The following is a 20,904-nucleotide window of genomic DNA, read 5'->3' on the forward strand; positions in this document are numbered from 1 at the left end:
ACTAGTGGGGTTATGGCTGCTAAAGTCAGCAAAGACATGAGCACGAACTCAATGACGCGAACGAGTACCAGCTCCGCGCCGTCCAGTGACGGCGACGCTTGGGGCGTTTTGAGCTATGTCTTAGCGGGCATGCTGTTCTATGGTGGCATCGGCTGGCTGCTGTCAAGCCACTTCCATCAAGTGTGGATTTTTGTCGTCGGCATGATCGTCGGCTTTGCAGCGAGCGTCTATCTCATTGTTAAGCGCTACGGGATCGTGCCCGACCAGAGCAACGACCGGGAGGGTCAGTGAGCGGGATCGTGTCTCCTCTGGAGTTTCACACTCCAGGGCTTGAGGACTTCAAGTTCGGTGGGACCTTCGGTGTGGCGTGGATGGACAAGCCGTTCTGGCAAGCGATCATTGCATTTCTTGTTGTCATCGCCTTCTGGGTATGGATGAGCCGCGGCCTCAAGGTTGTACCAGGCAAGCGTCAGGTCTTTGGCGAGTACTGCTACAACTTCATCCGTAACTCCCTGGTGCGAGACACCATTGGCCATGGATTCGAGCCGTGGTTGCCGTATCTGGTTGCCCTCTTCAGCTTTATCCTCATCAACAACTGGTTCGGTGAACTGTTCGTCTTCATGTTCCCGACTTTCTCCCATGCCGGGTACGTTTACGGCCTTACGATCGTGTCCTGGTTCGTTTACGTCATCGCTGGGTTTAAAACCAAGGGAATTCGCTATCTCAAGGATTCGATGCTGCCTCCTGGTGTGCCCTGGTACCTGTGGTGGCTCATCATCCCGCTGGAGTTCCTATCGAACTTCATCACTCGGCCGCTGACCCTGTCGCTGCGACTGTTTGCCAACATGTTTGCCGGCCACCTCATCATCATGATCTTTGTGGTAGGTGGCGGATTCCTCCTCACCTACCCGTCCAACATCATGTACAACGCTGCTGGCGGTCTTTCTATGATCCTTAGTTTCGCGCTCTTTGCGCTGGAGTTGTTTGTGGGCTTCTTGCAGGCCTACGTATTTACCGTGCTGTCGGCTCAGTATGTAGCATCCTCGATTTCTGAGGGGCACTGACAGCACGTCCACCCCCTAGAACCTCGTCGGCAAACCGATCGGCGACGAAGACAACGCCCCGTAAGGGGCACAATCCGGAAGGACACACCATGGTTCCCATGCTCATCGGAGGCTCGCTAAACTCCCTCGGCTACGGTCTGGCCACCCTCGGCCCGGCTCTCGGCGTGGCGTGGATCTTCGCTGCCGTCATTAATGGCACCGCTCGTCAGCCTGAGGCTCGTCCGGCCATGATGACGACGGCGTTCATTGGCTTCGCTGTGGTTGAAGCCCTTGCGCTGTTCGGCTTCGTCCTCGCCTTCATCGTTAAGTGAGCCCGGACGTATGAACATCCTCGAGATGGATCTTGGGCCGCTTGCTCCTGAGTATCCCGTCGAGATCATCGTCGGAGTCATCCTTGTGTTGCTCCTCACGTGGCTCATCGCCAAGGCGGTTGTTCCCCGTTTCGAGAAGCTTTATGAGGAGCGCACCGAGACGATTCAAGGTGGAATTGAGAGGGCTGAGAAGGCTCAGGCTGAGGCTAAAGCGGCTCTTGAGAAGTACCAGGCTCAGCTGGCCAGCGCGCGCGATGAGGCTGCCCAGATACGTGATGACGCGAAGAGTCAGGGAGCACAGATTATTGCGGAGATGCGTGCCAACGCCCAGGAAGAGGCCGATCGGATCACCGAGCGCGCCAACGCTCAAATCCAGGCCGAGCGCGATCAGGCGGTGCGCGAGGTGCGTGCCGAGATCGGCGGCCTTGCGACCACCCTGGCCAGTCGGATCGTGGGGGAGTCCCTACAAGACGACCAGCGCGTCCAGGCGACCGTCGACCGCTTCCTCTCATCGCTTGCCGAGGAGCCCTCGGCGTCTAATTCGCGGACGGTGAATCGGGCATGACGACGGCGGTGAGCGCATCACAGCAGCTAGACGAGGTCGGTGATCGACGTGGTACAGGTACCGAGTTCGCTAATGAGATTTTCGCGGTCGTTGACGTCCTGAATCGTGAATCTGGCTTACGACGGGCAGTATCCGACACAGGTTCTGAAGCTAAGGCTCGTCAAGGGCTTATCGACGCGGTTTTCACGTCGAAGGTTTCGCCCGATTGCAAGGAACTCCTGGACGCGACAACCACCTGTAAGTGGCGATCCCCGGCGGCGCTGACTCGCGCTCTGGAGCGGCAAGGGGTTCGTGCTGTGCTGCGTGGAGCTCGGCAAGCTGACCGCTTCGAGGCAGTTGCCGACGAGTTGTTCCACGTGAGCCGACTCGTACGCGGGCAGGCTGCGCTGCAGGTGGCACTGGGTGATCCCAACCGTTCGGTGGCGGATCGCCAGGAGTTGCTCATGACGTTGGTGGGGGGCCAAGTGAGCGAGGAAACCCTCGTATTGGCTCGCCGAGCTGTGGTGGCTTCCGACAGCACCTTCGAGCAGGTGATCCACGGGTACTTGCATGTTGCCGCCGAGATGGCTGATCGCAGGCGTGCGATCGTGACGACCGCCAAGGCACTGACCGACGCCCAGCGCGCGGAAATGGTGAAGCAACTAGAACGGATCACCGGCAGCCCGATCGAGTTGTCTGAAGTTGTTGACCCGACGGTGCTCGGAGGTGCGCTCATCAACCTCGGTGACGAGGTTATTGATTCGACGGTGGCCCACCGTTTGGACCAAGCCCGACGAGAACTGGGCTGACATACGTGACCCTCACCTCGGGTGCGGGATGGGGGAGCTTACAAGGAGACGCAATGGCGGAACTGACGATACGTCCGGAGGAGATCCGCGACGCCCTGGACAACTTCGTCCAGAATTACGAGCCGGAGACGGCGGTCCGTGAGGAGGTCGGCACCGTCGTCACATCTGGCGACGGTATCGCCCACGTCGAGGGGCTTCCCTCGGCCATGGCCAACGAGTTGCTGCGCTTCGAGAATGGGACGATGGGCATTGCCCTTAACCTGGAAGAGCGGCAAATCGGTGTGGTCGTGCTCGGCGATTCCGACGGTATTGATGAGGGATCGACTGTTCGTGGCACTGGTGAAGTGCTGTCTGTGCCGGTTGGCGAGGGATATCTCGGTCGCGTCGTGGACGCGATGGGTAACCCAGTTGATGGTCTAGGCGAGATCAAAGATGTTGAGGGACGTCGTGCCCTCGAGATCCAGGCTGCCGGCGTTATGGACCGTCAGGAAGTCCGTGAGCCGTTGCAGACTGGTCTTAAAGCCATCGACTCGATGATCCCGATTGGTCGTGGTCAGCGTCAGCTCATCATCGGTGACCGCAAGACTGGTAAGACCGCCATTGCGATCGACACCATCATCAACCAGAAGGGCAACTGGGAATCTGGCGATCCTCAGAAGCAGGTTCGCTGCATCTACGTCGCCATTGGACAGAAGGGCTCGACTGTTGCGGAGGTGAAGGGTGCTCTGGAGAAGGCTGGTGCGATGGAGTACACCACCATCGTCCATGCCCCTGCCTCCGATCCTGCTGGCTTTAAGTACATCGCTCCCTACGCCGGTTCGGCTATTGGCCAGCACTGGATGTATCAGGGTAAGCACGTCCTGATCATCTTCGATGACCTGACCAAGCAGGCCGAGGCCTACCGAGCTATGTCGCTGCTGCTGCGTCGTCCTCCGGGCCGTGAGGCTTACCCCGGTGATGTCTTTTACCTACACTCCCGCCTGCTGGAGCGTTGCGCGAAGCTGTCCGACGACTTGGGTGGCGGTTCGATGACCGGTTTGCCGATCATCGAGACCAAGGCCAACGACGTCTCGGCCTTCATTCCGACGAACGTCATCTCTATTACCGATGGTCAGATCTTCCTCCAGTCGGATCTGTTCAACGCCAACCAGCGTCCGGCCGTCGACGTCGGTATCTCGGTTTCGCGAGTCGGTGGTGCTGCCCAGATTAAGGCAATGAAGTCGGTTGCTGGCACCTTGAAGATCTCTCTGGCCCAGTACCGCGATATGCAGGCCTTTGCGATGTTTGCCTCCGACTTGGATGACACGTCCCGTCGCCAGCTGGATCGTGGCGCTCGCCTTATGGAGCTACTTAAGCAGGGCCAATTCTCGCCCTACCCGGTAGAGGAGCAGGTTATTAGCGTGTGGGGTGGCACCACCGGCAAGTTCGACGATGTCCCGGTCGGCGATGTGCTGCGGTTCGAGGGTGACGTTCTTGAGCACTTGCGTAGTCACAGCAATGTGCTCACGACGATCCGGGAAACCGGCAAGTTCGACGATGAGGCGAAAGATACGGCTGCTGCTGCTTTTGAAGAGGTCAAGAAGGGATTCAAGACCTCTGATGGAAAAATGCTGGCTGGTCATGAAGAGTTCTCTCCGATGGCTGATGAGGACATCGCCCAGGCCAAGATCGTTCGCGCGAAGAAGGGCTGAGCCGTGGCGTCGAACCTGCGTGAACTGCGGGAGAGGCGGAACTCCGTCGCAACGACGAAGAAGATTACTCGCGCGATGGAGTTGATTGCCTCATCGCGAATTATCAAAGCGCAAAACACCGTTAAAGCAGCGGGTCCGTACTCGCTGGAGCTGACTCGTGCGCTTTCGGCAGTAGCCGCCCACACTCACGAGGAACATCCGCTGACCTCGATGAATCCAGACCCAAAGCGATCTGCAGTGCTGGTTATTACCTCGGATCGTGGCCTGGCTGGCGCCTACTCGTCGAATGTGATCCGGACCGCTGAGGAGTTAACGACCGCCCTCCAGTCGAAACAGGAGATCGCCACGTACCTGTGTGGGCGCAAGGCAGTGCAGTACTTTGAATTCCGAGGACGCAAGGTCGATCATTTGTGGAGCGGCTTTTCTGATTCGCCGAGCTACCGGGATGCCAAGGATATCGCAGACCATCTTATTGAGGATTTTCTGCGACCGACTGAGGAGGGCGGTGTCGATGAGATCCATATGGTTTATACCGAGTTTGAGTCGATGCTGACCCAGACCCCGAAGGTGATTCGTCTGCTGCCGTTGGCCGTCGTCGACCCGCAGGACACTCCAGAAGGTCAACTTGCTGAAGGTGACCCTGGCGTTGGAGCCAACGCTGAGGAGATCTTTCACGAGTACCGCTTTGAGCCTGATCCAGTGAGTGTGCTTGATGAGTTGCTACCGCTGTACGTCGCCAACCGCGTCCACTACGCCTTGCTACAATCGGCGGCCTCGGAATTGGCTAGCCGTCAGCGTGCTATGAAGGCCGCTACCGACAATGCCGAGCAGCTCATCCAGACGCTGACCCGGCAGGCCAACCAGGCTCGTCAGGCCGCCATCACCCAGGAAATCACCGAGATCGTGGGTGGCGCCGCTGCCCTTGCCGAGTCTGCCCCACAGGAGTGAGAGAGAACACCATGACTGCGACAACAATTACCCCCGAGACGAAGGACGAGGTGGTCGGCGTTGGGCGAGTCGTCCGCGTTATCGGCCCCGTCGTCGACGTCGAGTTTCCGGCCGGTCAGCTGCCGGAGATTCTCAACGCCCTGCACGTCGATACCGAGGTGATGGGAGAGACTCATACCATCACCCTCGAGGTGGCCTTGCACATTGGTGAGAATGTCGTGCGAGCCATCTCCCTCAAACCGACTGACGGTATGCGCCGGGGCACTGAGGTGCGCGACACCGGTGCCCCGATTAGCGTGCCAGTGGGTGACGTCACTAAGGGTCACGTCTGGAATGTGACAGGTGACGTTCTTAACGCCGATCCCTCCATAATCGAGGTGACTGAGCGTTGGCCGATCCACCGGGATCCCCCGGCCTTCGATGACCTTGAGCCCGAGACCGAGATGCTGGAGACCGGTATTAAGGTCCTTGACTTGCTGACTCCTTACGTCAAGGGCGGCAAGATTGGCCTCTTTGGCGGCGCTGGTGTGGGTAAGACGGTGCTCATTCAGGAGATGATTTACCGTATCGCGCACAACTTCGGCGGTACTTCGGTTTTCGCCGGTGTCGGTGAGCGTACCCGCGAGGGTAACGACCTCATCAACGAGATGGACGAGGCCGGTGTGCTCAAAGACACCGCCCTGGTATTCGGCCAGATGGACGAGCCCCCGGGCACGCGTTTGCGCATCGCTTTGACCGGTCTGACGATGGCTGAGTACTTCCGCGATGTTCAGAACCAGGACGTGCTGTTGTTCATCGACAACATCTTCCGGTTCTCCCAGGCTGGTTCTGAGGTTTCAACCCTGCTAGGTCGTATGCCCTCGGCGGTGGGCTACCAGCCCAACTTGGCCGACGAGATGGGCCAATTGCAGGAGCGAATCACCTCGACCCGTGGTCACTCCATCACCTCGATGCAGGCCGTCTACGTCCCCGCTGACGATTACACCGACCCGGCTCCGGCGACGACCTTCGCCCACCTGGATGCCACCACGGAGCTTTCTCGTGAGATTGCCTCTCGTGGCCTGTACCCGGCCGTGGATCCGCTGACGTCGACCTCTCGTATCCTCGACCCGCTGTACGTAGGCCAGGAGCATTACGATACCGCTACTCAGGTCAAACAGATTCTGCAGCGCAACAAGGAGCTTCAGGACATCATTGCTATTCTCGGCGTGGATGAGCTGAGCGAAGAGGACAAGGTCACTGTGGCGAGGGCCCGCCGCATCCAGCAGTTCCTGTCCCAGAACACGTACACTGCCGAGAAATTCACTGGCGTCGTTGGATCGACGGTTCCGATCGCCGACACTGTTGAGGGATTCCAGATGATCTGCCGTGGCGACGTTGACCACATTCCCGAGCAGGCCTTCTTCAACGTTGGCAGCATGGACATGGTGATGGAGAACTGGGACAAGATGAAGAAGGAGGGCTGAGTCCTATGGGCCACCCGCCGCTTCAAGTCAAGGTCGTTAGCGCCGATCGTGAGGTGTGGAAGGGGGAGTCGGTCAATATCATTGTTCGGACTACCGAGGGTGATATCGGTCTGCTCCCCGGCCATGAGGCCTTTCTTGCGGCCCTCGCGCCGTGCGCGGCCCAGATCATCACTACGGACGGTAACCGTGAGGTCATCGCTTGCGACGGTGGCTTCGTGGCTCTGGATAATGACGGACAGGTCTCGATCATCACCCAGTACGCCACCCGGTCTGAGGAGATCTCGGTTGACCAGGCGCGGCGTGATCGCGATAGCCTGCGAAAGAAGCTGAACGAGCATGAGCGTTCCGAGCAAGACCCTGAGGTCGTGCAGGACGTTACTCATCGTCTACATCTGGCCCAGGCCCAGATCGCTGCCGCTCGACTAGCCGGAAAGCAACGTTCCTGAGACAAGTAGCCGTGGGTCGTTGTAGTGGCCGCTGCAACGACTCATACTCGCTGTCAGCGAGAAGTTAGGCTAGTCTTCGTAGACTGCCAGAAGTGCGCCGAATAACGTTGGAACATGCACGTGTCCATCGCTCAGTTCGGGTCTACCCAGATGTTGTCGACCTTGGCGATGGACGCTGTCATTGTTGGTCTCATTGTGTGTTGTGCCGTTCTCTACATGATGTGGCTTCTTATTAGGCACCGTGTTCTCATGCGTAGACGCGGTGCTTTTTTATGCGGTCTTCGCGTGATGGGTGGCCCTAAGCCGGGCGGCTGGATGATTGGGAGCGCTCGTTACGCTGATGGGGCCTTCGAATGGTACCGAGCTATCGACCCTCGCCACGTCCCAACGATCGTGTTGAGGCGGGGCGGTCTGGTCATGAGGGAGCACCACCCACCAGTCGTGGAGGACGCCTTGGCCTTAGCCTCTAACGCCTACGAGATTGTTACTCTTGAAACTGGGCATAGAGGCCGGTCCTCGGTGTGCCAGATCGTTGTCGACCCTCGGGTTGTTACTGGGCTGATGTCGTGGCTGGAGGCCGCACCCCCTGGTGGCGTGGAATACGCCACCGAAGGGCATCTCGTGTGATTATTCCTGGCCGTCGTTGGTCATCTGCGTGCTCGGGTTGCGTTTCCCGCCAGGAACCCACAGCACCTCATCGGAGGAGTCTTCGCCAGCTTTATTTGCGGCTCGAGACAGGATAAATAGCAAATCGGAAAGGCGATTAAGGTAGGTGATTGCGAGCTCATTAACCCCGCCAGGTGTGGTTTCTGGATCATTCGATGTCTCGGTTCCGTAGACCTCGGCAGCTCGCCACGCAGCGCGCTCAGCCGTGCGGATAGCAGTACGGCAGACATGAAGTTGAGCACCCACGGGGTTGCCACCAGGAAGAATGAAAGACCTGAGAGTTGGCAACTGATCGCCGAATTCATCGCACCAGCGCTCTAGCCGATCGACGCTCTCCTGGACAGTTCGCAGTGGTTGCCATTCTGGGTTAGCAACAAGTGGATTGGCTAGATCTGCTCCGACGTCGAATAGCTCGTTCTGGATGATGCTGAGAGCTTCTCGAACCTCTCTCGAGAGAACCTTCGTCGTGGTGTCGAGAGCAATCGCTAGGCCGATGCTGGCGTTGGCCTGATCGATGAGGCCGTAAGCCTCAACGCGGAGATCTGATTTTGCTGTCACAGAATTATCGACCAAGCGCGTAGAGCCATGATCGCCGGTACGGGTGTAGATCTTGGAAAGAATGACCATGATCCCAGCCTACGGTCGTTGCCAATGCTCGGAAGACGAACGGTGAGCGGGATTGTTTACACTGTCCCGCCATCCTTGCCGAGATGGATACAGTTTCCCTGAGTGTCGATGAAGCTGCCGAATCTGGTGACGGTGTTGCGCCTGCACTCATGGAGGTGTTCCTCAGGTAGTGGCCAGATTCCGGAGCGTGTTGACGGCGTCGTCAAGCATGCTGCGAGTGAGCCGTCCGGTGTTTGTGTTCTGACGACTGACGTGGTAACACCCCAGTACGACGATGATGGACCCGTCGGGTCGGACGACTTGAGTGCGGGTGCCGTGACCAAAGCGGGGTGCAGGGCGCGGGACCTGCCATCCAAGACGACGGGCGGCTGCCAGGGTTGAGGTCCAGGCAATCTGCCCTAGGCACATCAGTGCACGCAGGGCGGCTAAACGCGCTAGCTCATCATCAAACCAGATGGCGCAAGTGCGCTTCTCGTCGGGTCGAGGCCAGTTGTCTGGTGGTGCGCAGTGTACCGGGGCGATGATGCGACAGTCGTGAAGGGTGAGACCATCCGCAGCGTCAATGCTCTGTGCCTGTGAGGCAATGTCGGCGTCATATAAAGCGCGGTAAAGCCAGTCCCCGGACTGGTCACCGGTGAACATTCGTCCTGTGCGGTTAGCTCCGTGTGCGGCGGGAGCTAGGCCGATGATCACCATGCGAGCGGATGGATCGCCGAATGACGGTACGGGTCGCCCCCAATAAGGTTCATCACGCCATTGAGCGCGCTTAGTGACCGCTATGTCCTCGCGCCACTTGACAAGGCGCGGGCACGCGCGGCACACCGAAATAGCGGCGTCGAGATCCTCAAATTCGCTGCAGGATGCAGCGATTCTCGCTGCATCCTCGGCGCTTTTGGCGACGGGGGTGTCCGGTGATGCAGGATCTCGTGGCCATCCGCTGCCAGGGGCTACCGGTGACTCGAACAGGGTGGCGATACGTGGATGGGGGAGTGGTGTCATAGCTACTTCTCGATGATGCGGTCGTGCTGGGTGCGGTCTTGGTCGAAATGTTTTATGTGGTGGTGTCAGCTCATCACAGCTGTGACGACGAGGATTGCCATCATTAAGGCGTTGGTGACAGAGATGAGCGTTGGTTACGACGAGGTAGAGGGCCAGCTCAATGGTAGTGACGGCGGTCGTCTGTCCCTCCGTGCTGGCGGACTCTGGTAATCGGCTCACTCATAGGCCCTCGATGCTGATGCTGTAGACGTCATGCTCGTGCGCATTCATGCTATTGGAATTCGGCAGTCGTGTCGGCGGATGAATTATTACGGAAACCGGAGTATCCTCCCTGTCTGTGAGCTCAGGACACCCCATTCCCCAGCACTCTGGTCCGCCTGAGGCTGCGCTGGCGGCGGATCTCGTCCTCACCTGTGGACGAATCCAGCGGTTAGCGAAGCGGCGTGCTGGTATACCGCCTTCTTCCGTGACGTGGCGGGTGCTGCACACTCTTGAGGTGATGGGCACGATCAGCACCGGAACCTTGAGTCGCGTCGAGGGAACCAGACCCACAACGACGACAGACATCGTTGAGAGGCTTGAACGGGATGGGTTAGTAGCGCGACAACGTGATCCCCATGATGCCCGCAGTCGTCTCGTTGAGATTACGGATGCCGGGCGTGAGTACTGCCGCAACTGCGAACTGTCGGTGGGGGAGTCCGTCGTGCCGGTGCTAAACACGTTGAGCGATAGGGACCGGGGTCTGCTGATGAGAGTTTTGCCCGCCTTGCGCCGGGCTGTCGAAGTGCTGTCCGAGAATGACGAGAGGACGACGAGGAATTGACGATGAGCAAAGAGCCTGTCAGACCGGCTGTGTGGGCGGTCACCATTGCGGTGGCGTTCTCCTACATGGGGGTTGGGGTGGTCGACCCGATTCTTCCCGAGATCTCTTCGGCCCTGAAGGCCAGCCCAGGTCAGACCGAGCTACTGTTCAGTACCTATCTCTTCGTGTCTGCAGCGTTGATGTTTTTTGCTTCCTGGGTTGCCACTCGCATTGGGCGCAAGAAGACCCTGCTCGTCGGCTTGGCTGTTATCGCGACCTTCGCGGCGGCGTGCGCGTTATCCGGGCATGTCGATTTCATCATTGGATTCCGCGGCGGTTGGGGAGTAGGCAACGCCCTGTTCGTCTCGACTGCTTTGGCCACGGTGTTAGGAGCATCCGCCGACCCCAGGCGGGCGATCATGCTCTACGAGGGTGCCTTGGGAGCTGGTATGGCTCTCGGGCCGCTCGTCGGCGGAGCCCTCGGATCGATCTCGTGGCGTGGCCCTTTCCTCGGCACGGCCGTTCTCATGGCTATCGGCCTGATCGCCATCGTCTTGTTCGTCCCGCCTACACCGATCAAGCGATCTGCACGCCGCTCGGTAGCCGAACCATTCCGTGCCCTTGTCGATTCGCGGGTGTCGATCCTCATGTTGGCAGCGTTGGTCTACAACTATGGCTACTTCACCCTGTTGGCGTACGCGCCTTTCCCAGTCGCTGAGGCCTCCATCCGGGCCGGTGGTCGGTTCACACCCTTGGATCTCGGCCTAGTGTTCTTTGGTTGGGGCTTGATGGTGGCGCTTGGATCGGTATGGCTTGGTCCCCGCGGTTGTGAGCATGTGGGAATTCGTCGAACGGTTGCGGTGACCTTGACCCTGTTTACCATCGACGAGATTGTCCTTGCCACCTGGATCTCCCCGATCCCACAGGTGATCGGGGTCATTTTTGGTGGCTTGTTAATCGGGATCATTAACACCGCTATGACCGAGATCGTGATGTCGGCCAGTGACATTCAGCGCGAGGTGGCCTCTTCGGCCTATTCCGGTGTTCGGTTCCTCGGTGGCGCGTGTGCTCCGACCTTGGCTGGTGCCTTGAGCTCGATGTGGGGGATCGGAGGCCCGTATTACGTTGGTGCCGTCGCCCTCGTCTTGACGATCATCTTGTTGTGGATTGACCGTCAACGTCGTATGCGAATGACCGCGCACAGTGTTGCTTTGGAGTGATCTCCTCAATGGCGTGGATCGGGCCTTGTCGGTTTGATCGGCAGATGAACACAGCCCAGGCGCGATGCGCAAAAGGTGCCCCGGACCTTTCAACCCCATTCGACGGTGACTGATCGGATAGTGGACTGGAAGTCCGTGACACCTCTCATGTTGAATAGCTGAATGCCAGGCCTGGATCAGAGGGGGAGAGATGGCGAAGGTAGGTGACATTGAGGTTGTGCCTGGGTTCGTCATCGCTGAGACAGATTTGCGAGAGAGATTTTCACACAGCTCTGGTCCTGGTGGGCAAGGGGTTAACACGACCGATTCCAGAGTGGAACTGATGTTTGACGTCGCTCGTTCTGGTGCCGTCCCGGATCGTTTACGCCCGGTAATCATGTCGGTATTGAAAAATCGACTCGTAGACGGTGTGTTGACGGTTGTCGTTCATGATGAGCGGTCTCAGCTTGCGAATCGCAAGTTAGCTCGCGCTCGTCTCGTCGGACTGTTGCAAACGGCATGCATCCAGCCGCGGCGACGTCGCGCCACCAGACGTACTCGCGGATCCCAGCGCCGCCGTTTGGATGCTAAGAAACGGCGCGGTGAGCTCAAGAGGAATCGTCAACGTCCGACGTGGTGACGAGGCTTTGTCCCTGGCGGTGCAATATGCCCATTGTGGAGGGGGCAGTGCGAGGGAAAGCTCAGGGTGAACCGCGCGGTGTCGCTTTCTGTAAATTGACATAATGTTCCTTATCGGTCAACCAAGCTAGCTGGCGAGACTTCCCACCAGCCTTGTCATCAACCTGGGTCATGGCAGGCGCAAGAATGTGCAGGTCTTGGAGGGTGCCTTGTTGACTCATGGCGATTGTTTCTGCTCAAGAGCTCGTCCAGCTTAGGATCTGTGATGCGTACCCGGACGGCATCACGCGTCTCACCGTGCCCAACTGGGTTTATCGTCCCTGGTTGTTCGACGATCGTTCACGCAGAGTGATGCTCATATGCAGATCGGCGAACACTTTAGGCTGGTTTAATTGAAAGGCGAGACGATATCATCCTTGATTACCCGAGTTCGTACAGGTTTCTGTTAGACTATTAGATGCCTCGAGTACCGAGCTTCTACCCTGCGATTGGAGGTTCATCGTGAAGAAGTCATACCTCGTAACCCCGCTCGTTGCTGGCGCACTGATTTTGCCCACGGCACTGCCCGCCACGGCTGCACAGGCTAGTGCTCCTGCCCCCGTTGCCGTTTCGACCATGAACAAGACGGCGCTGACCACCGATCAGATCAAGGCTGAGCGTTCTGCGCTTAACTCGCGCATCAACATGCTCCAAGAGACCCAGAAAGCGATTCCAGGGTCGCAGTACGCTGACCAGATCGAGGATCTCATCAAGACCGCTCTGGACCTCAGTGGCGCCATCGACACGATCGCTCACGGTGGCGTTCCGGCCTATGACCCGGCCACCATCGTGCCCCGCATCCACCTCGCCATCGACGCTGCCGATGCGATCAAGACCGGCAACACCACATTGCAGCACAAGGTCAAGAAAGCTCACGTTGAGCTTGGTCTTGAGATTGCCAAGGCGTCGATCGTCGCTATTAATCCGGCGAGCTCCGTCGCCCAGGTTCAAGACGAGATCAAGGCTCTCAAGGCTCGTATCGACAAGGTTTCCGCCTACCCCGATCTCAGCAAGGACGACACTGCGACTATCGCCTACAAGCAGACGCTGCGCAAGACGATCCACGAGGTCCGCGTCGGGCGCAACAAGAACATCGTTGGCAAGAAGGATCAGGCTGTCGTTGACACTCTGAACAAGGAAATCAGCAAGGCCGACAAAGTCCGTGCCAACGCGAAGTCCACGGTGGCTCAGGTTGACACCGCCGTCGATCAGCTTCGTGCCGCCTATCAGACCGCTCTAAACGCCCCCGACAAGGCGAAGAAGTGATCGTCTCGTAACTTCGGACATCTTCGCAGAGGCCGGCTGCAGGAGGATTCCTCCTGTGGCCGGCCTTGTTCACTCTCAATCCGTGCCTAGTGTGGGCGAACGTCTTCGGTGGTGATCGGGATACATTGGTGAGGTGCAACTTGACATTCGAGGGTCAGTGATGCGTGGTGAATGACTACTTGGTTAGGCGATCCTTCAACGTTCTGTACATCTGGATTGACGCAATCCTGCTACTGGCTTTCCTCTGCATACTGGCGCGAACACGGCGCCATGCTGCCCTCGTCGTCGGATTGCTCGGTGGCGTCGCCTACCTCGTCGTCGATTACGGCTTCTTCTACGCTCTGCTTGGAACGCGTACCGTCGTTGGCATGAGTGTCCTGCCACTGGAAATCTGGCTGTCATTCAGCTACGGCATTACGAATATGGCGTGGATGTGGCTATGGTTCGACGAGCCCGGGAACCGTTGGGAGTGGTCGATCCTTTTCCCCGCTGGGTGGCTGACCAGCGCTTTGGCCAGTCAGGGGTTCGGTGGAATGTTCCATAGTGTGCAGATTGCGCGTCATGTCAGCAGTTACCACGGCATCATGGTCGCTTTCGTGCTCGTTGGGTACGGATGGCTTGCGATGCACAACTTGCGTCACCCTGATGAGCGCTATTCGATTCGCTCGGCCTTGATAATCGGCATCGGCATCCAGTTCACCTGGGAGGCAGTGCTGATGATCTCGGGTATCAGGCCGTTGACATGGCGCCCGCTTGTTATCGATTCTCTCATCGAGACGAATCTCGGCGCTCCGTTCATGTTGCTCATTGTGAAAGCTTGGCGCGCGCCACCCGAAGGAATTCCTGGCTCTACCAGTCCGCGCCCGACCGCCGGTGGCACAGCGCGAGTCTATATGAGGGGTGATCTTGTCCCTCGACGCCTTCTACCGCGTCCTTGAGCGCCTCTGCGAGCGGAGGGCGCGGGTGGAGGTCTGCCCCGGGTCTCGTTGTGGTCCCTCCTCTGCGTGACGCAGAGTCGTGTGATGAGGCGAAGTCGTGACCGGGATCGATAGTCACGGTAGAAGTTGGCACGCGGGTATGATGATATCGCCATTTAGCGATATCATCGCCATATGGCAATTGATACTGTCGATGAACCCGATGTCAAACTCGGTGACCTCACCCGTCTGGCGGCCGTCTTCAAAAGTCTCGGGGACCCTCACCGGCTCGTCATCGTCCAGCACCTGTTTCGTGGTGAACACCGCGTCACTGATCTGGTCGCTCACCTAGGGCTGGCTCAGTCGACGGTTTCTTCCCACGTCGCCACGCTGCGAGACGCCAGCCTGTTGGCAAGTCACGCTCATGGCCGGGCGATGTATTACACGTTGGCGCATCCACAACAGATTCGTCGTTTGATGCTGCTGGCTGACATTCTGATAAGAGACGGCGGGGAGTGCGCTGAGCTATGCGGCATGCCCGATGTTGAGTGCCGTGACGAACCTAGCGATGACCAAATCGGCGGCAATGACGACGCAGTGAGGGCAGAATGTTGAGCAATCACAGGCATGATCATTCTCTACCCTCGGACGCGGACTCCCGATACCTCGTTGCTGCGCTTACACTCCTGGCGGCTTTAATGATCACGGAGATCATCACAGCTGTCATCTCCGGGTCGCTGGCGCTGCTCTCCGACGCTGGCCACATGCTGTCGGACATTGGTGCCATCGCTATTGCCCTGTGGGCTGCGAGACTCACTCGGCGCCGTCCGCAGGGATCGTGGACGTGGGGATGGAAGCGAGCCGAGATTATGTCGGCGGCGGTCAATGGCGTCACGCTGCTCGTGGTCGCCATCCTCGTCGGAATCGAGGCTGTTCGACGCCTGGTCACTCCCCCTGCCGTCGGCGGAGGGCTGGTTATGGTCATCGCCGCTGTCGGCGTTGTCGTCAACGTCGCGGTTGCTTGGCTGGTGGCACGAGCCAATCGCCGTAGCCTCAACGTCGAAGGTGCCTACCAACATATTCTCACTGACCTATTCGGGTTCATCGGCACCTTGGTGGCGGGCCTGGTCATTGTGATGACCGGATGGACCCGTGCGGATGCCATTGCCTCCCTTATTATCTGTGGTCTTATGCTCCGCGCTGCGTGGTCCCTCCTTAGCCAGACGGGGCGGATACTGATGGAGGTTGCGCCCGCCTCCCTCGACCTTGATGAGGTGCGACACCATCTTATGGACCTTGACCATGTGAGATCGGTTCATGATCTCCACGCGTGGACGGTATCGAGCGATCTACCAGCGCTCAGCGCCCATATCGTCGTCGAGGACTCCTGCTTCGCAGACGGACATGCTCCGATCCTCTTGGCGCAGATCCAGCAGTGCTTGTCGGGCCACTTCGACCTCGATCATTCGACGCTACAGCTAGAACCGCCCCGGTACGCCGGCACCGAGAACCAAACGATGTGACGCGAAGGGGTCCCAGCTCGGAGGCTAGGACCCCATGATCGTTGCATGATTACTGAGCTTCAACACATGTCACAGAAATCATGTCACGGAAAGATCAGAAGTTGATCATGTGTCCCTCGACGCCTTCCGCAGCATCCTTGAGAGCTTCCGACAGCGACGGGTGCGCGTGGATGTTGCGGCCGATCTCCTCAGCGGTGATGTCCCACAGCTGTGCCAAGGTTAGTTCGGGGAGCAACTCGGAGACGTCATGGCCGACTAGCGAGGCACCGAGAAGCTCGCCGTGACGGGCGTCGGCGACGATCTTCACGAAGCCGGTGCCATCGCCCAGACCCCACGCCTTGCCATTGGCGGCGAACGGGAATTTGGACACCTTGACGTCGTAGCCCTTTTCCCGGGCCTGGTCCTCCGAGTAACCGAAAGAACCAACCTGCGGCTGACAGTAGGTAGCGCGCGGAATCATGTCGTAGTTGATGGGCATGGTCTGTGCCCCAGCAATTGTCTCGGCGGCGACGACGCCTTGAGCCTCGGCGGTATGGGCCAGCATGAGCTTGGCGGTACAGTCGCCAATGGCGTAGATGCCGTCAACGTTGGTGCGCATAAAGTCGTCGATCTCGATGGCGCCACGCTCGGTGAGCTTCACGCCGGTCTTCTCCAGGCCGTAGCCCTCAACCCGCGGAGCGAATCCGACGGCTTGCAAAACGCGGTCGGCTTCAATGACCTTGGACTCCCCACCCTTCGACGGCGAGATGGTGACCTTGACCTTGTCACCGGAGTCGTCGATGGAATCGACCTTAGTGGAAGTCAGCACCTTAATGCCGAGTTTCTTGTAGGCCTTAGCCAGCTCGGCCGAGACCTCCTTGTCCTCGTTCGGGACCATACGATCGAGAAATTCAACGATGGTCACGTCACAGCCGTAATTAGCCAGCACATAGGCGAACTCAGTACCGATGGCTCCAGAACCGGCGATGACGATGGATCCAGGGACGGTGTCGGAAAGGATCTGTTCCTTGTAAGTGACGACCCGACCGGAGAGCTGGGTGCCTGGCAGAGTCTTGACGACCGAACCGACTGCGATGATCGCGTTGTCGAAAGTGATCTCGTCGGTCACCTTGCCGTCAGAGTCTTTAACAGAGATGGCCTTGGGGCCGGTGAACTCCCCCCAGCCGTTGAACTCGGTGATTTTGTTCTTCTTCATGAGGAAGTGGATGCCCTTGACCATGCGGGCAGACACTTCGCGGGAACGACTGAAGGCTTTGCCGAAGTCGACGGTGATGTCCCCGCCAATACCGAAGGTCTTGGCCTCCTTGGTGACGATGTGGGCTAGTTCTGCGTTGCGCAAAAGTGACTTGGTGGGGATGCAACCAACATTGAGGCAAACACCACCCCAATACTCCTTCTCGATGATGGCGGTCTTCTTACCGAGCTGGGCGGCACGAATGGCGGCAACATAGCCACCGGGGCCGGCTCCAAGGACAACGACGTCAAAATGTGAGCTCATAGGTAACACTCTAGTGGGAACATCGGTCTGTGACGAAGATCTCACTGAAGAGATCTCGACTGGCTTGCTCGACCCGTTCTTCCCGAGGGGAGGAACTCAGATCTGATATATCCTGGTCAGGAAATGAGTTGTCGTCGAAAGGATCTGCTGTGGACAACATCACCCCAGCTTCGGTCGGTCGTCTTATCCGCGACGCACGCAAGCAGCATGGAATGACGCAGAACCAATTGGCGGAGATCCTGAAGACCTCCCAGAGCGCTATCCACCGGGTGGAATCAGGCACGCAGAACCTCTCTCTGGAGTACATCAACCGCATCACGGAGGCGTTAGAGTCTCCCATCATCACCCAGCCGGGAAGCGGTACCATGAATTACCGCATCGAAGGAGGTCATCAACTTTCGGGCTCTATCGAGGTGCGGTCCTCCAAAAACGCGGCCGTCGCGCTGCTATGCGCCTGTCTCATCAACAGGGGCTGTACCGTGCTACGCGGTATCGCCCACATCGAGGAGGTTAACCGCATTCTTGAGGTGCTGACCTCCATCGGCGTCACCTACGAGTGGTCTGACGACGAGCATGATCTCACCCTGATTCGTCCGGCTGAGCTCAACCTTGACGATATGGACATCGAGGCCGCCCGACGTACCCGAAGCGTCATCATGTTCCTCGGACCGTTGATGCGGTTCTACGACACCTTCAAACTCCCCTACGCCGGCGGCTGCAACCTCGGCGCTCGAACTGTCGAACCTCACCTGCAGGTGCTACGTGCTTTCGGCCTTGACGTTGTTGCCACCGAGGGCTTTTACCAGTGCCACGTCACCGATCGCACCGTCAAGGAGCGTCACATCGTCCTGACTGAGCGTGGCGACACTGTTACCGAGAATGCTCTGCTGGCTGCCGCCCAGACCCCCGGCGTGACTGTGCTGCGTAATGCCAGCTCGAACTATATGGTTCAGGACTTGTGTGTGTTCCTATGCCAGCTCGGTGTGCAGATTGAGGGCATCGGAACGACGACCTTGCGAATCCGCGGCGTTGAAGAGATCGACGTTGATGTCGAGTACGCTCCGTCTGAAGATCCGATTGAGGCTATGAGCCTCCTCACGGCGGCGGTCGTCACCAAGTCGGAGCTGACGATCACACGCTGCCCGATCGAATTCCTTGAAATTGAGCTGGCGATCCTGTCGGAGATGGGTCTGGATTTCGACCTCTCCCCCGAGTACGTCTCTCGCAACGGGTTCACCCGTCTCGTTGATGTCACGGTGCGCCCCAGCAAGTTGCGAGCGGTAGCTGACAAAATCCACCCGATGCCCTTTCCGGGCCTCAACATCGACAACCTACCGTTCTTTGCGGTTATTGCTGCGGAGGCAGAAGGCCAGACCCTCATCCATGACTGGTGCTACGAGAATCGTGCGATCCACTTGCTCGATTTGGGCAAACTTGGCGCTGACGTTCAGCTGCTCGATCCGCACCGTCTCATCGTGCGGGGCCCGACCCGTTGGCGTGGTCGCGAACTCATCTGCCCGCCGGCCTTGCGTCCTGCCGTCTGTCTGCTATTGGCCGCTCTGGCCGCTTCGGGAGAAACGACCCTGCGCGACGTCTACATGATCAACCGCGGTTACGAAGATCTCCCGACTCGGCTTGGGGCGTTGGGAGCCAAGATCACCGTCTTCCATGGCTGAGCCGCGGCGTCCTCGGGCCACCAGTCCAACTCGTCACCAGGATGCGCCACGGTGCGCTCGAGGACAGTATGTACGACACCGGCTGCTTTACCGAGCGTGGCATCCAGTGGCTCCCCGTTCACCAACCCTGCGGTGAGAACGGCACTGGTGAGGTCGCCTGCGCCGTTGAAGTAACGGTCGAAGAGAGGGCCGTGGGTCAAAACAGCTCCCTCCCCCGTCACCCCGACCATCGCGATGCCGTCGCCACCGTCGTCGTGGTACGGCACCGAGGTGACGATGACAAGGTGCGGTCCGGTGAGACTTCGAGCCGCTCTGACGATGTCGTCAAGAGTGCGAGGCTCGGTTCCCGTCAGGATGCCCAGCTCGGCGAGGTTTGGCACCACGACGTCGGCGTGTTGAACGGCATCCGTCATCAATGACACGGTTTCGTCAGGGACGTATGCCCTGAGCTCGCCGTCTGGGGTCATGTCCCCCCATGACGGGGTCGCAGACCCATATCGTGTCGGGGTGGAGGGCACGGCACCGCTCCACGGTTCGGAGCACTGCTGGCCCGGTGCGCGGGGTGAGGTACCCGGACAGCACCGCATCAACATGTTTGAGCTCACCATTGGAGTCAAGGGCGTTAACCATGGCGTCGATCTGCTCGGAATCGATAGGGATACCTGCGACGCTGGAGCGTCCATTGTGGTTTGACAACAATGCTGTAGGCATCCCCCAGGCGCGCACGCCCATAGCCCGCATCACGGGAACAGCGATGCTGTTGCCGACGGTTCCCTGGACGACGTGGGACTGCAGCGATAAGACAGTAACACTCACACTAGGCCATGGTAGTGGCCATAGTGGTCACTCATCTGATATTTCTTCGGAGCACAATGGACTGCTGTGAGAGCAACTGACTATCCCTATTGCCAGAGTCCGTTCACCGTGTTAGCTCATCGTGGTGGTGCTGGCATGGCCATCAACAAGGGAATTGAGAACACCCTTGCTGCCTTCGGCCACGCGGTCGAGGTGGGATGCACCTACCTTGAAACTGACGTTCACGCGACCAGCGACGGGGTGCTAGTGGCCTTCCACGATCCCATACTCGATCGCGTCACTGAATCAGGCGGAGTCATCGCCGCCATGCCGTGGCACAAGGTCAAACAGGCCAAGGTTGGTGGCGAACCGATCCCCACCTTAGATGAGATTCTCGACGCCTTTCCCGACGCGTTCATCAATATCGACATTAAGCATGATGGCGCCACCATGCCGCTCATCGACGTTCTTTCCCGTCACCGGGCTTGGAGTCGGGTTTGCGTCGGGTCGTTCAGCAGTAAACGCATCCAGACCTTCCGTCGCCTGGTTCAGGGACGCACTGCGACTGCAGTGGGGTCGGTGGGAGTCGGCTGGGCTGTCATCAGCCCTCATAGCATGCAGATGGCACAGTCCCATGGGAATGCGTACCAGGTGCCGCACCGCTTGACCCGGTATGGGGTGCCCCTTGTGACACCGACCTTCATTAAAGCTGCCCATCGTCAGGGGCGAGCTGTTCATGTCTGGACGGTTAATGAGATCTCTGAGGCTCGAGAACTGATGGATATGGGGGTCGACGGCATCGTCACAGATCGTCCGGACCTCATGTGCGAGTTTGCTCGCGTTCATCAACCGAAAGAAGCGCCAACTCTCATCCCACGGTGATCCCATTGTGATGGCTGGTATTATCGGCCACTATCGTACGTCCGCGAAGTGAACGTACGATAGTGGCCATCGGTTCTGCTCCCCGAGATTTGTGACT

At 58.7% G+C, this 20,904-nt stretch carries 22 protein-coding genes and 3 pseudogenes; 19 read left to right on the forward strand and 6 right to left on the reverse strand.

Translation table 11 applies throughout. The annotated features are described in order from the left end of the window. Positions 1 to 12: 12 nt before the first annotated feature. The 10 genes from LRP59_RS05255 (at position 13) to LRP59_RS05300 (ending at position 7,906) form a co-directional block, all read left to right on the forward strand. Positions 13 to 291, forward strand: a complete 279-nt coding sequence (locus LRP59_RS05255; RefSeq protein ID WP_002513461.1) for an AtpZ/AtpI family protein — start codon at positions 13 to 15, stop codon at positions 289 to 291. Continuing rightward, the gene (atpB, locus tag LRP59_RS05260; RefSeq protein WP_002513462.1) at positions 288 to 1,064 is read left to right on the forward strand and encodes a F0F1 ATP synthase subunit A; all 777 of its coding nucleotides are present in this window, start codon (positions 288 to 290) and stop codon (positions 1,062 to 1,064) included. The genes LRP59_RS05255 and atpB overlap by 4 nt, the downstream gene beginning before the upstream one ends. An 89-nt stretch (positions 1,065 to 1,153) precedes the next feature. Continuing rightward, positions 1,154 to 1,375, forward strand: a complete 222-nt coding sequence (gene atpE, locus LRP59_RS05265) for an ATP synthase F0 subunit C (RefSeq protein ID WP_002513463.1) — start codon at positions 1,154 to 1,156, stop codon at positions 1,373 to 1,375. Between the two features lie 10 nt (positions 1,376 to 1,385). Further along, entirely contained in the window at positions 1,386 to 1,940 is a 555-nt protein-coding gene (locus LRP59_RS05270; RefSeq protein ID WP_002513464.1) for a F0F1 ATP synthase subunit B, read from the forward strand. Next, positions 1,937 to 2,728 (forward strand): F0F1 ATP synthase subunit delta, encoded by a 792-nt coding sequence (locus LRP59_RS05275; RefSeq protein WP_002513465.1) that lies wholly within the window; start codon positions 1,937 to 1,939, stop codon positions 2,726 to 2,728. Before LRP59_RS05270 ends, LRP59_RS05275 begins: the two co-directional genes overlap by 4 nt. A 53-nt stretch (positions 2,729 to 2,781) precedes the next feature. Continuing rightward, a complete protein-coding gene (atpA, locus tag LRP59_RS05280; RefSeq protein ID WP_002513466.1) occupies positions 2,782 to 4,419 on the forward strand; it encodes a F0F1 ATP synthase subunit alpha in 1,638 nt (545 codons plus the stop codon). A gap of 3 nt (positions 4,420 to 4,422) precedes the next feature. Beyond that, positions 4,423 to 5,367, forward strand: coding sequence for a F0F1 ATP synthase subunit gamma (locus tag LRP59_RS05285; protein ID WP_002513467.1), 945 nt, complete (start codon positions 4,423 to 4,425; stop codon positions 5,365 to 5,367). A gap of 11 nt (positions 5,368 to 5,378) precedes the next feature. Beyond that, positions 5,379 to 6,833, forward strand: coding sequence for a F0F1 ATP synthase subunit beta (gene atpD / locus LRP59_RS05290; protein WP_002513468.1), 1,455 nt, complete (start codon positions 5,379 to 5,381; stop codon positions 6,831 to 6,833). 5 nt (positions 6,834 to 6,838) lie between these two features. Then, complete coding sequence (locus LRP59_RS05295; protein WP_002513469.1) at positions 6,839 to 7,279, forward strand: F0F1 ATP synthase subunit epsilon; 441 nt, start codon at positions 6,839 to 6,841, stop codon at positions 7,277 to 7,279. Between the two features lie 114 nt (positions 7,280 to 7,393). Beyond that, positions 7,394 to 7,906, forward strand: coding sequence for a DUF2550 domain-containing protein (locus LRP59_RS05300; RefSeq protein WP_002521555.1), 513 nt, complete (start codon positions 7,394 to 7,396; stop codon positions 7,904 to 7,906). Here LRP59_RS05300 and LRP59_RS05305 read toward each other — a convergent pair whose 3' ends face one another. From LRP59_RS05305 to LRP59_RS05315, 3 genes and pseudogenes are all read right to left on the reverse strand, one after another. Then, positions 7,907 to 8,572 carry a cob(I)yrinic acid a,c-diamide adenosyltransferase gene (locus LRP59_RS05305; RefSeq protein WP_002513471.1) on the reverse strand — a complete coding sequence of 222 codons (666 nt, stop codon included), beginning with the start codon at positions 8,570 to 8,572 and terminating at the stop codon, positions 7,907 to 7,909. Between the two features lie 162 nt (positions 8,573 to 8,734). Next, positions 8,735 to 9,571, reverse strand: a complete 837-nt coding sequence (locus LRP59_RS12000) for a uracil-DNA glycosylase (protein WP_148378374.1) — start codon at positions 9,569 to 9,571, stop codon at positions 8,735 to 8,737. 2 nt (positions 9,572 to 9,573) lie between these two features. After that, positions 9,574 to 9,790: pseudogene (locus LRP59_RS05315) on the reverse strand (hypothetical protein). Positions 9,791 to 10,049: 259 nt separating this feature from the next. Here LRP59_RS05315 and LRP59_RS05320 point away from each other — a divergent pair. The 5 genes and pseudogenes from LRP59_RS05320 (at position 10,050) to LRP59_RS05340 (ending at position 14,413) form a co-directional block, all read left to right on the forward strand. Beyond that, positions 10,050 to 10,394 (forward strand): MarR family winged helix-turn-helix transcriptional regulator, encoded by a 345-nt coding sequence (locus LRP59_RS05320; RefSeq protein ID WP_014604421.1) that lies wholly within the window; start codon positions 10,050 to 10,052, stop codon positions 10,392 to 10,394. A gap of 2 nt (positions 10,395 to 10,396) precedes the next feature. Next, the gene (locus LRP59_RS05325) at positions 10,397 to 11,593 is read left to right on the forward strand and encodes an MFS transporter (RefSeq protein WP_002513474.1); all 1,197 of its coding nucleotides are present in this window, start codon (positions 10,397 to 10,399) and stop codon (positions 11,591 to 11,593) included. A gap of 190 nt (positions 11,594 to 11,783) precedes the next feature. Continuing rightward, a complete protein-coding gene (gene arfB / locus LRP59_RS05330) occupies positions 11,784 to 12,212 on the forward strand; it encodes an alternative ribosome rescue aminoacyl-tRNA hydrolase ArfB (protein WP_002513475.1) in 429 nt (142 codons plus the stop codon). Between the two features lie 500 nt (positions 12,213 to 12,712). Continuing rightward, a complete protein-coding gene (camp4, locus tag LRP59_RS05335; RefSeq protein ID WP_002513477.1) occupies positions 12,713 to 13,516 on the forward strand; it encodes a CAMP factor pore-forming toxin 4 in 804 nt (267 codons plus the stop codon). A 164-nt stretch (positions 13,517 to 13,680) separates the two neighbouring features. Beyond that, a pseudogene (locus LRP59_RS05340) lies at positions 13,681 to 14,413 on the forward strand (hypothetical protein). A gap of 155 nt (positions 14,414 to 14,568) precedes the next feature. Here LRP59_RS05340 and LRP59_RS12105 read toward each other — a convergent pair. After that, positions 14,569 to 14,781 carry a hypothetical protein gene (locus tag LRP59_RS12105; protein ID WP_002532076.1) on the reverse strand — a complete coding sequence of 71 codons (213 nt, stop codon included), beginning with the start codon at positions 14,779 to 14,781 and terminating at the stop codon, positions 14,569 to 14,571. On the opposite strand from LRP59_RS12105, the gene LRP59_RS12110 reads away from it, so the two are divergent. Beyond that, on the forward strand, positions 14,683 to 15,048 hold the full coding sequence (locus tag LRP59_RS12110) for a helix-turn-helix transcriptional regulator (protein ID WP_306472544.1): 366 nt from the start codon (positions 14,683 to 14,685) through the stop codon (positions 15,046 to 15,048). The genes LRP59_RS12105 and LRP59_RS12110 overlap by 99 nt on opposite strands. After that, positions 15,042 to 15,956: a cation diffusion facilitator family transporter gene (locus LRP59_RS05360; protein WP_002513480.1), complete on the forward strand. Its 915-nt coding sequence runs from the start codon at positions 15,042 to 15,044 to the stop codon at positions 15,954 to 15,956. The genes LRP59_RS12110 and LRP59_RS05360 overlap by 7 nt, the downstream gene beginning before the upstream one ends. 94 nt (positions 15,957 to 16,050) lie before the next feature. On the opposite strand, the gene lpdA is transcribed toward LRP59_RS05360, so the two are convergent. Further along, positions 16,051 to 17,454, reverse strand: coding sequence for a dihydrolipoyl dehydrogenase (gene lpdA / locus LRP59_RS05365; protein ID WP_002521561.1), 1,404 nt, complete (start codon positions 17,452 to 17,454; stop codon positions 16,051 to 16,053). 149 nt (positions 17,455 to 17,603) lie between these two features. Between lpdA and LRP59_RS05370 the strand changes: the two genes are divergently transcribed. Further along, positions 17,604 to 19,130, forward strand: a complete 1,527-nt coding sequence (locus LRP59_RS05370; protein WP_148378371.1) for a UDP-N-acetylglucosamine 1-carboxyvinyltransferase — start codon at positions 17,604 to 17,606, stop codon at positions 19,128 to 19,130. On the opposite strand, the pseudogene pdxY reads toward LRP59_RS05370, so the two are convergent. Beyond that, positions 19,067 to 19,946 (reverse strand): annotated as a pseudogene (pdxY, locus tag LRP59_RS05375) (pyridoxal kinase). The gene LRP59_RS05370 and the pseudogene pdxY sit on opposite strands and share 64 nt — an antisense overlap. A 66-nt stretch (positions 19,947 to 20,012) precedes the next feature. Between pdxY and LRP59_RS05380 the strand changes: the two are divergent. Then, positions 20,013 to 20,807, forward strand: coding sequence for a glycerophosphodiester phosphodiesterase (locus LRP59_RS05380; RefSeq protein WP_002513485.1), 795 nt, complete (start codon positions 20,013 to 20,015; stop codon positions 20,805 to 20,807). Positions 20,808 to 20,904 lie beyond the last annotated feature (97 nt).

The sequence above is a fragment of the Cutibacterium sp. 37298 genome (genome assembly GCF_023838685.1).
GTDB lineage: Bacteria > Actinomycetota > Actinomycetes > Propionibacteriales > Propionibacteriaceae > Cutibacterium > Cutibacterium acnes.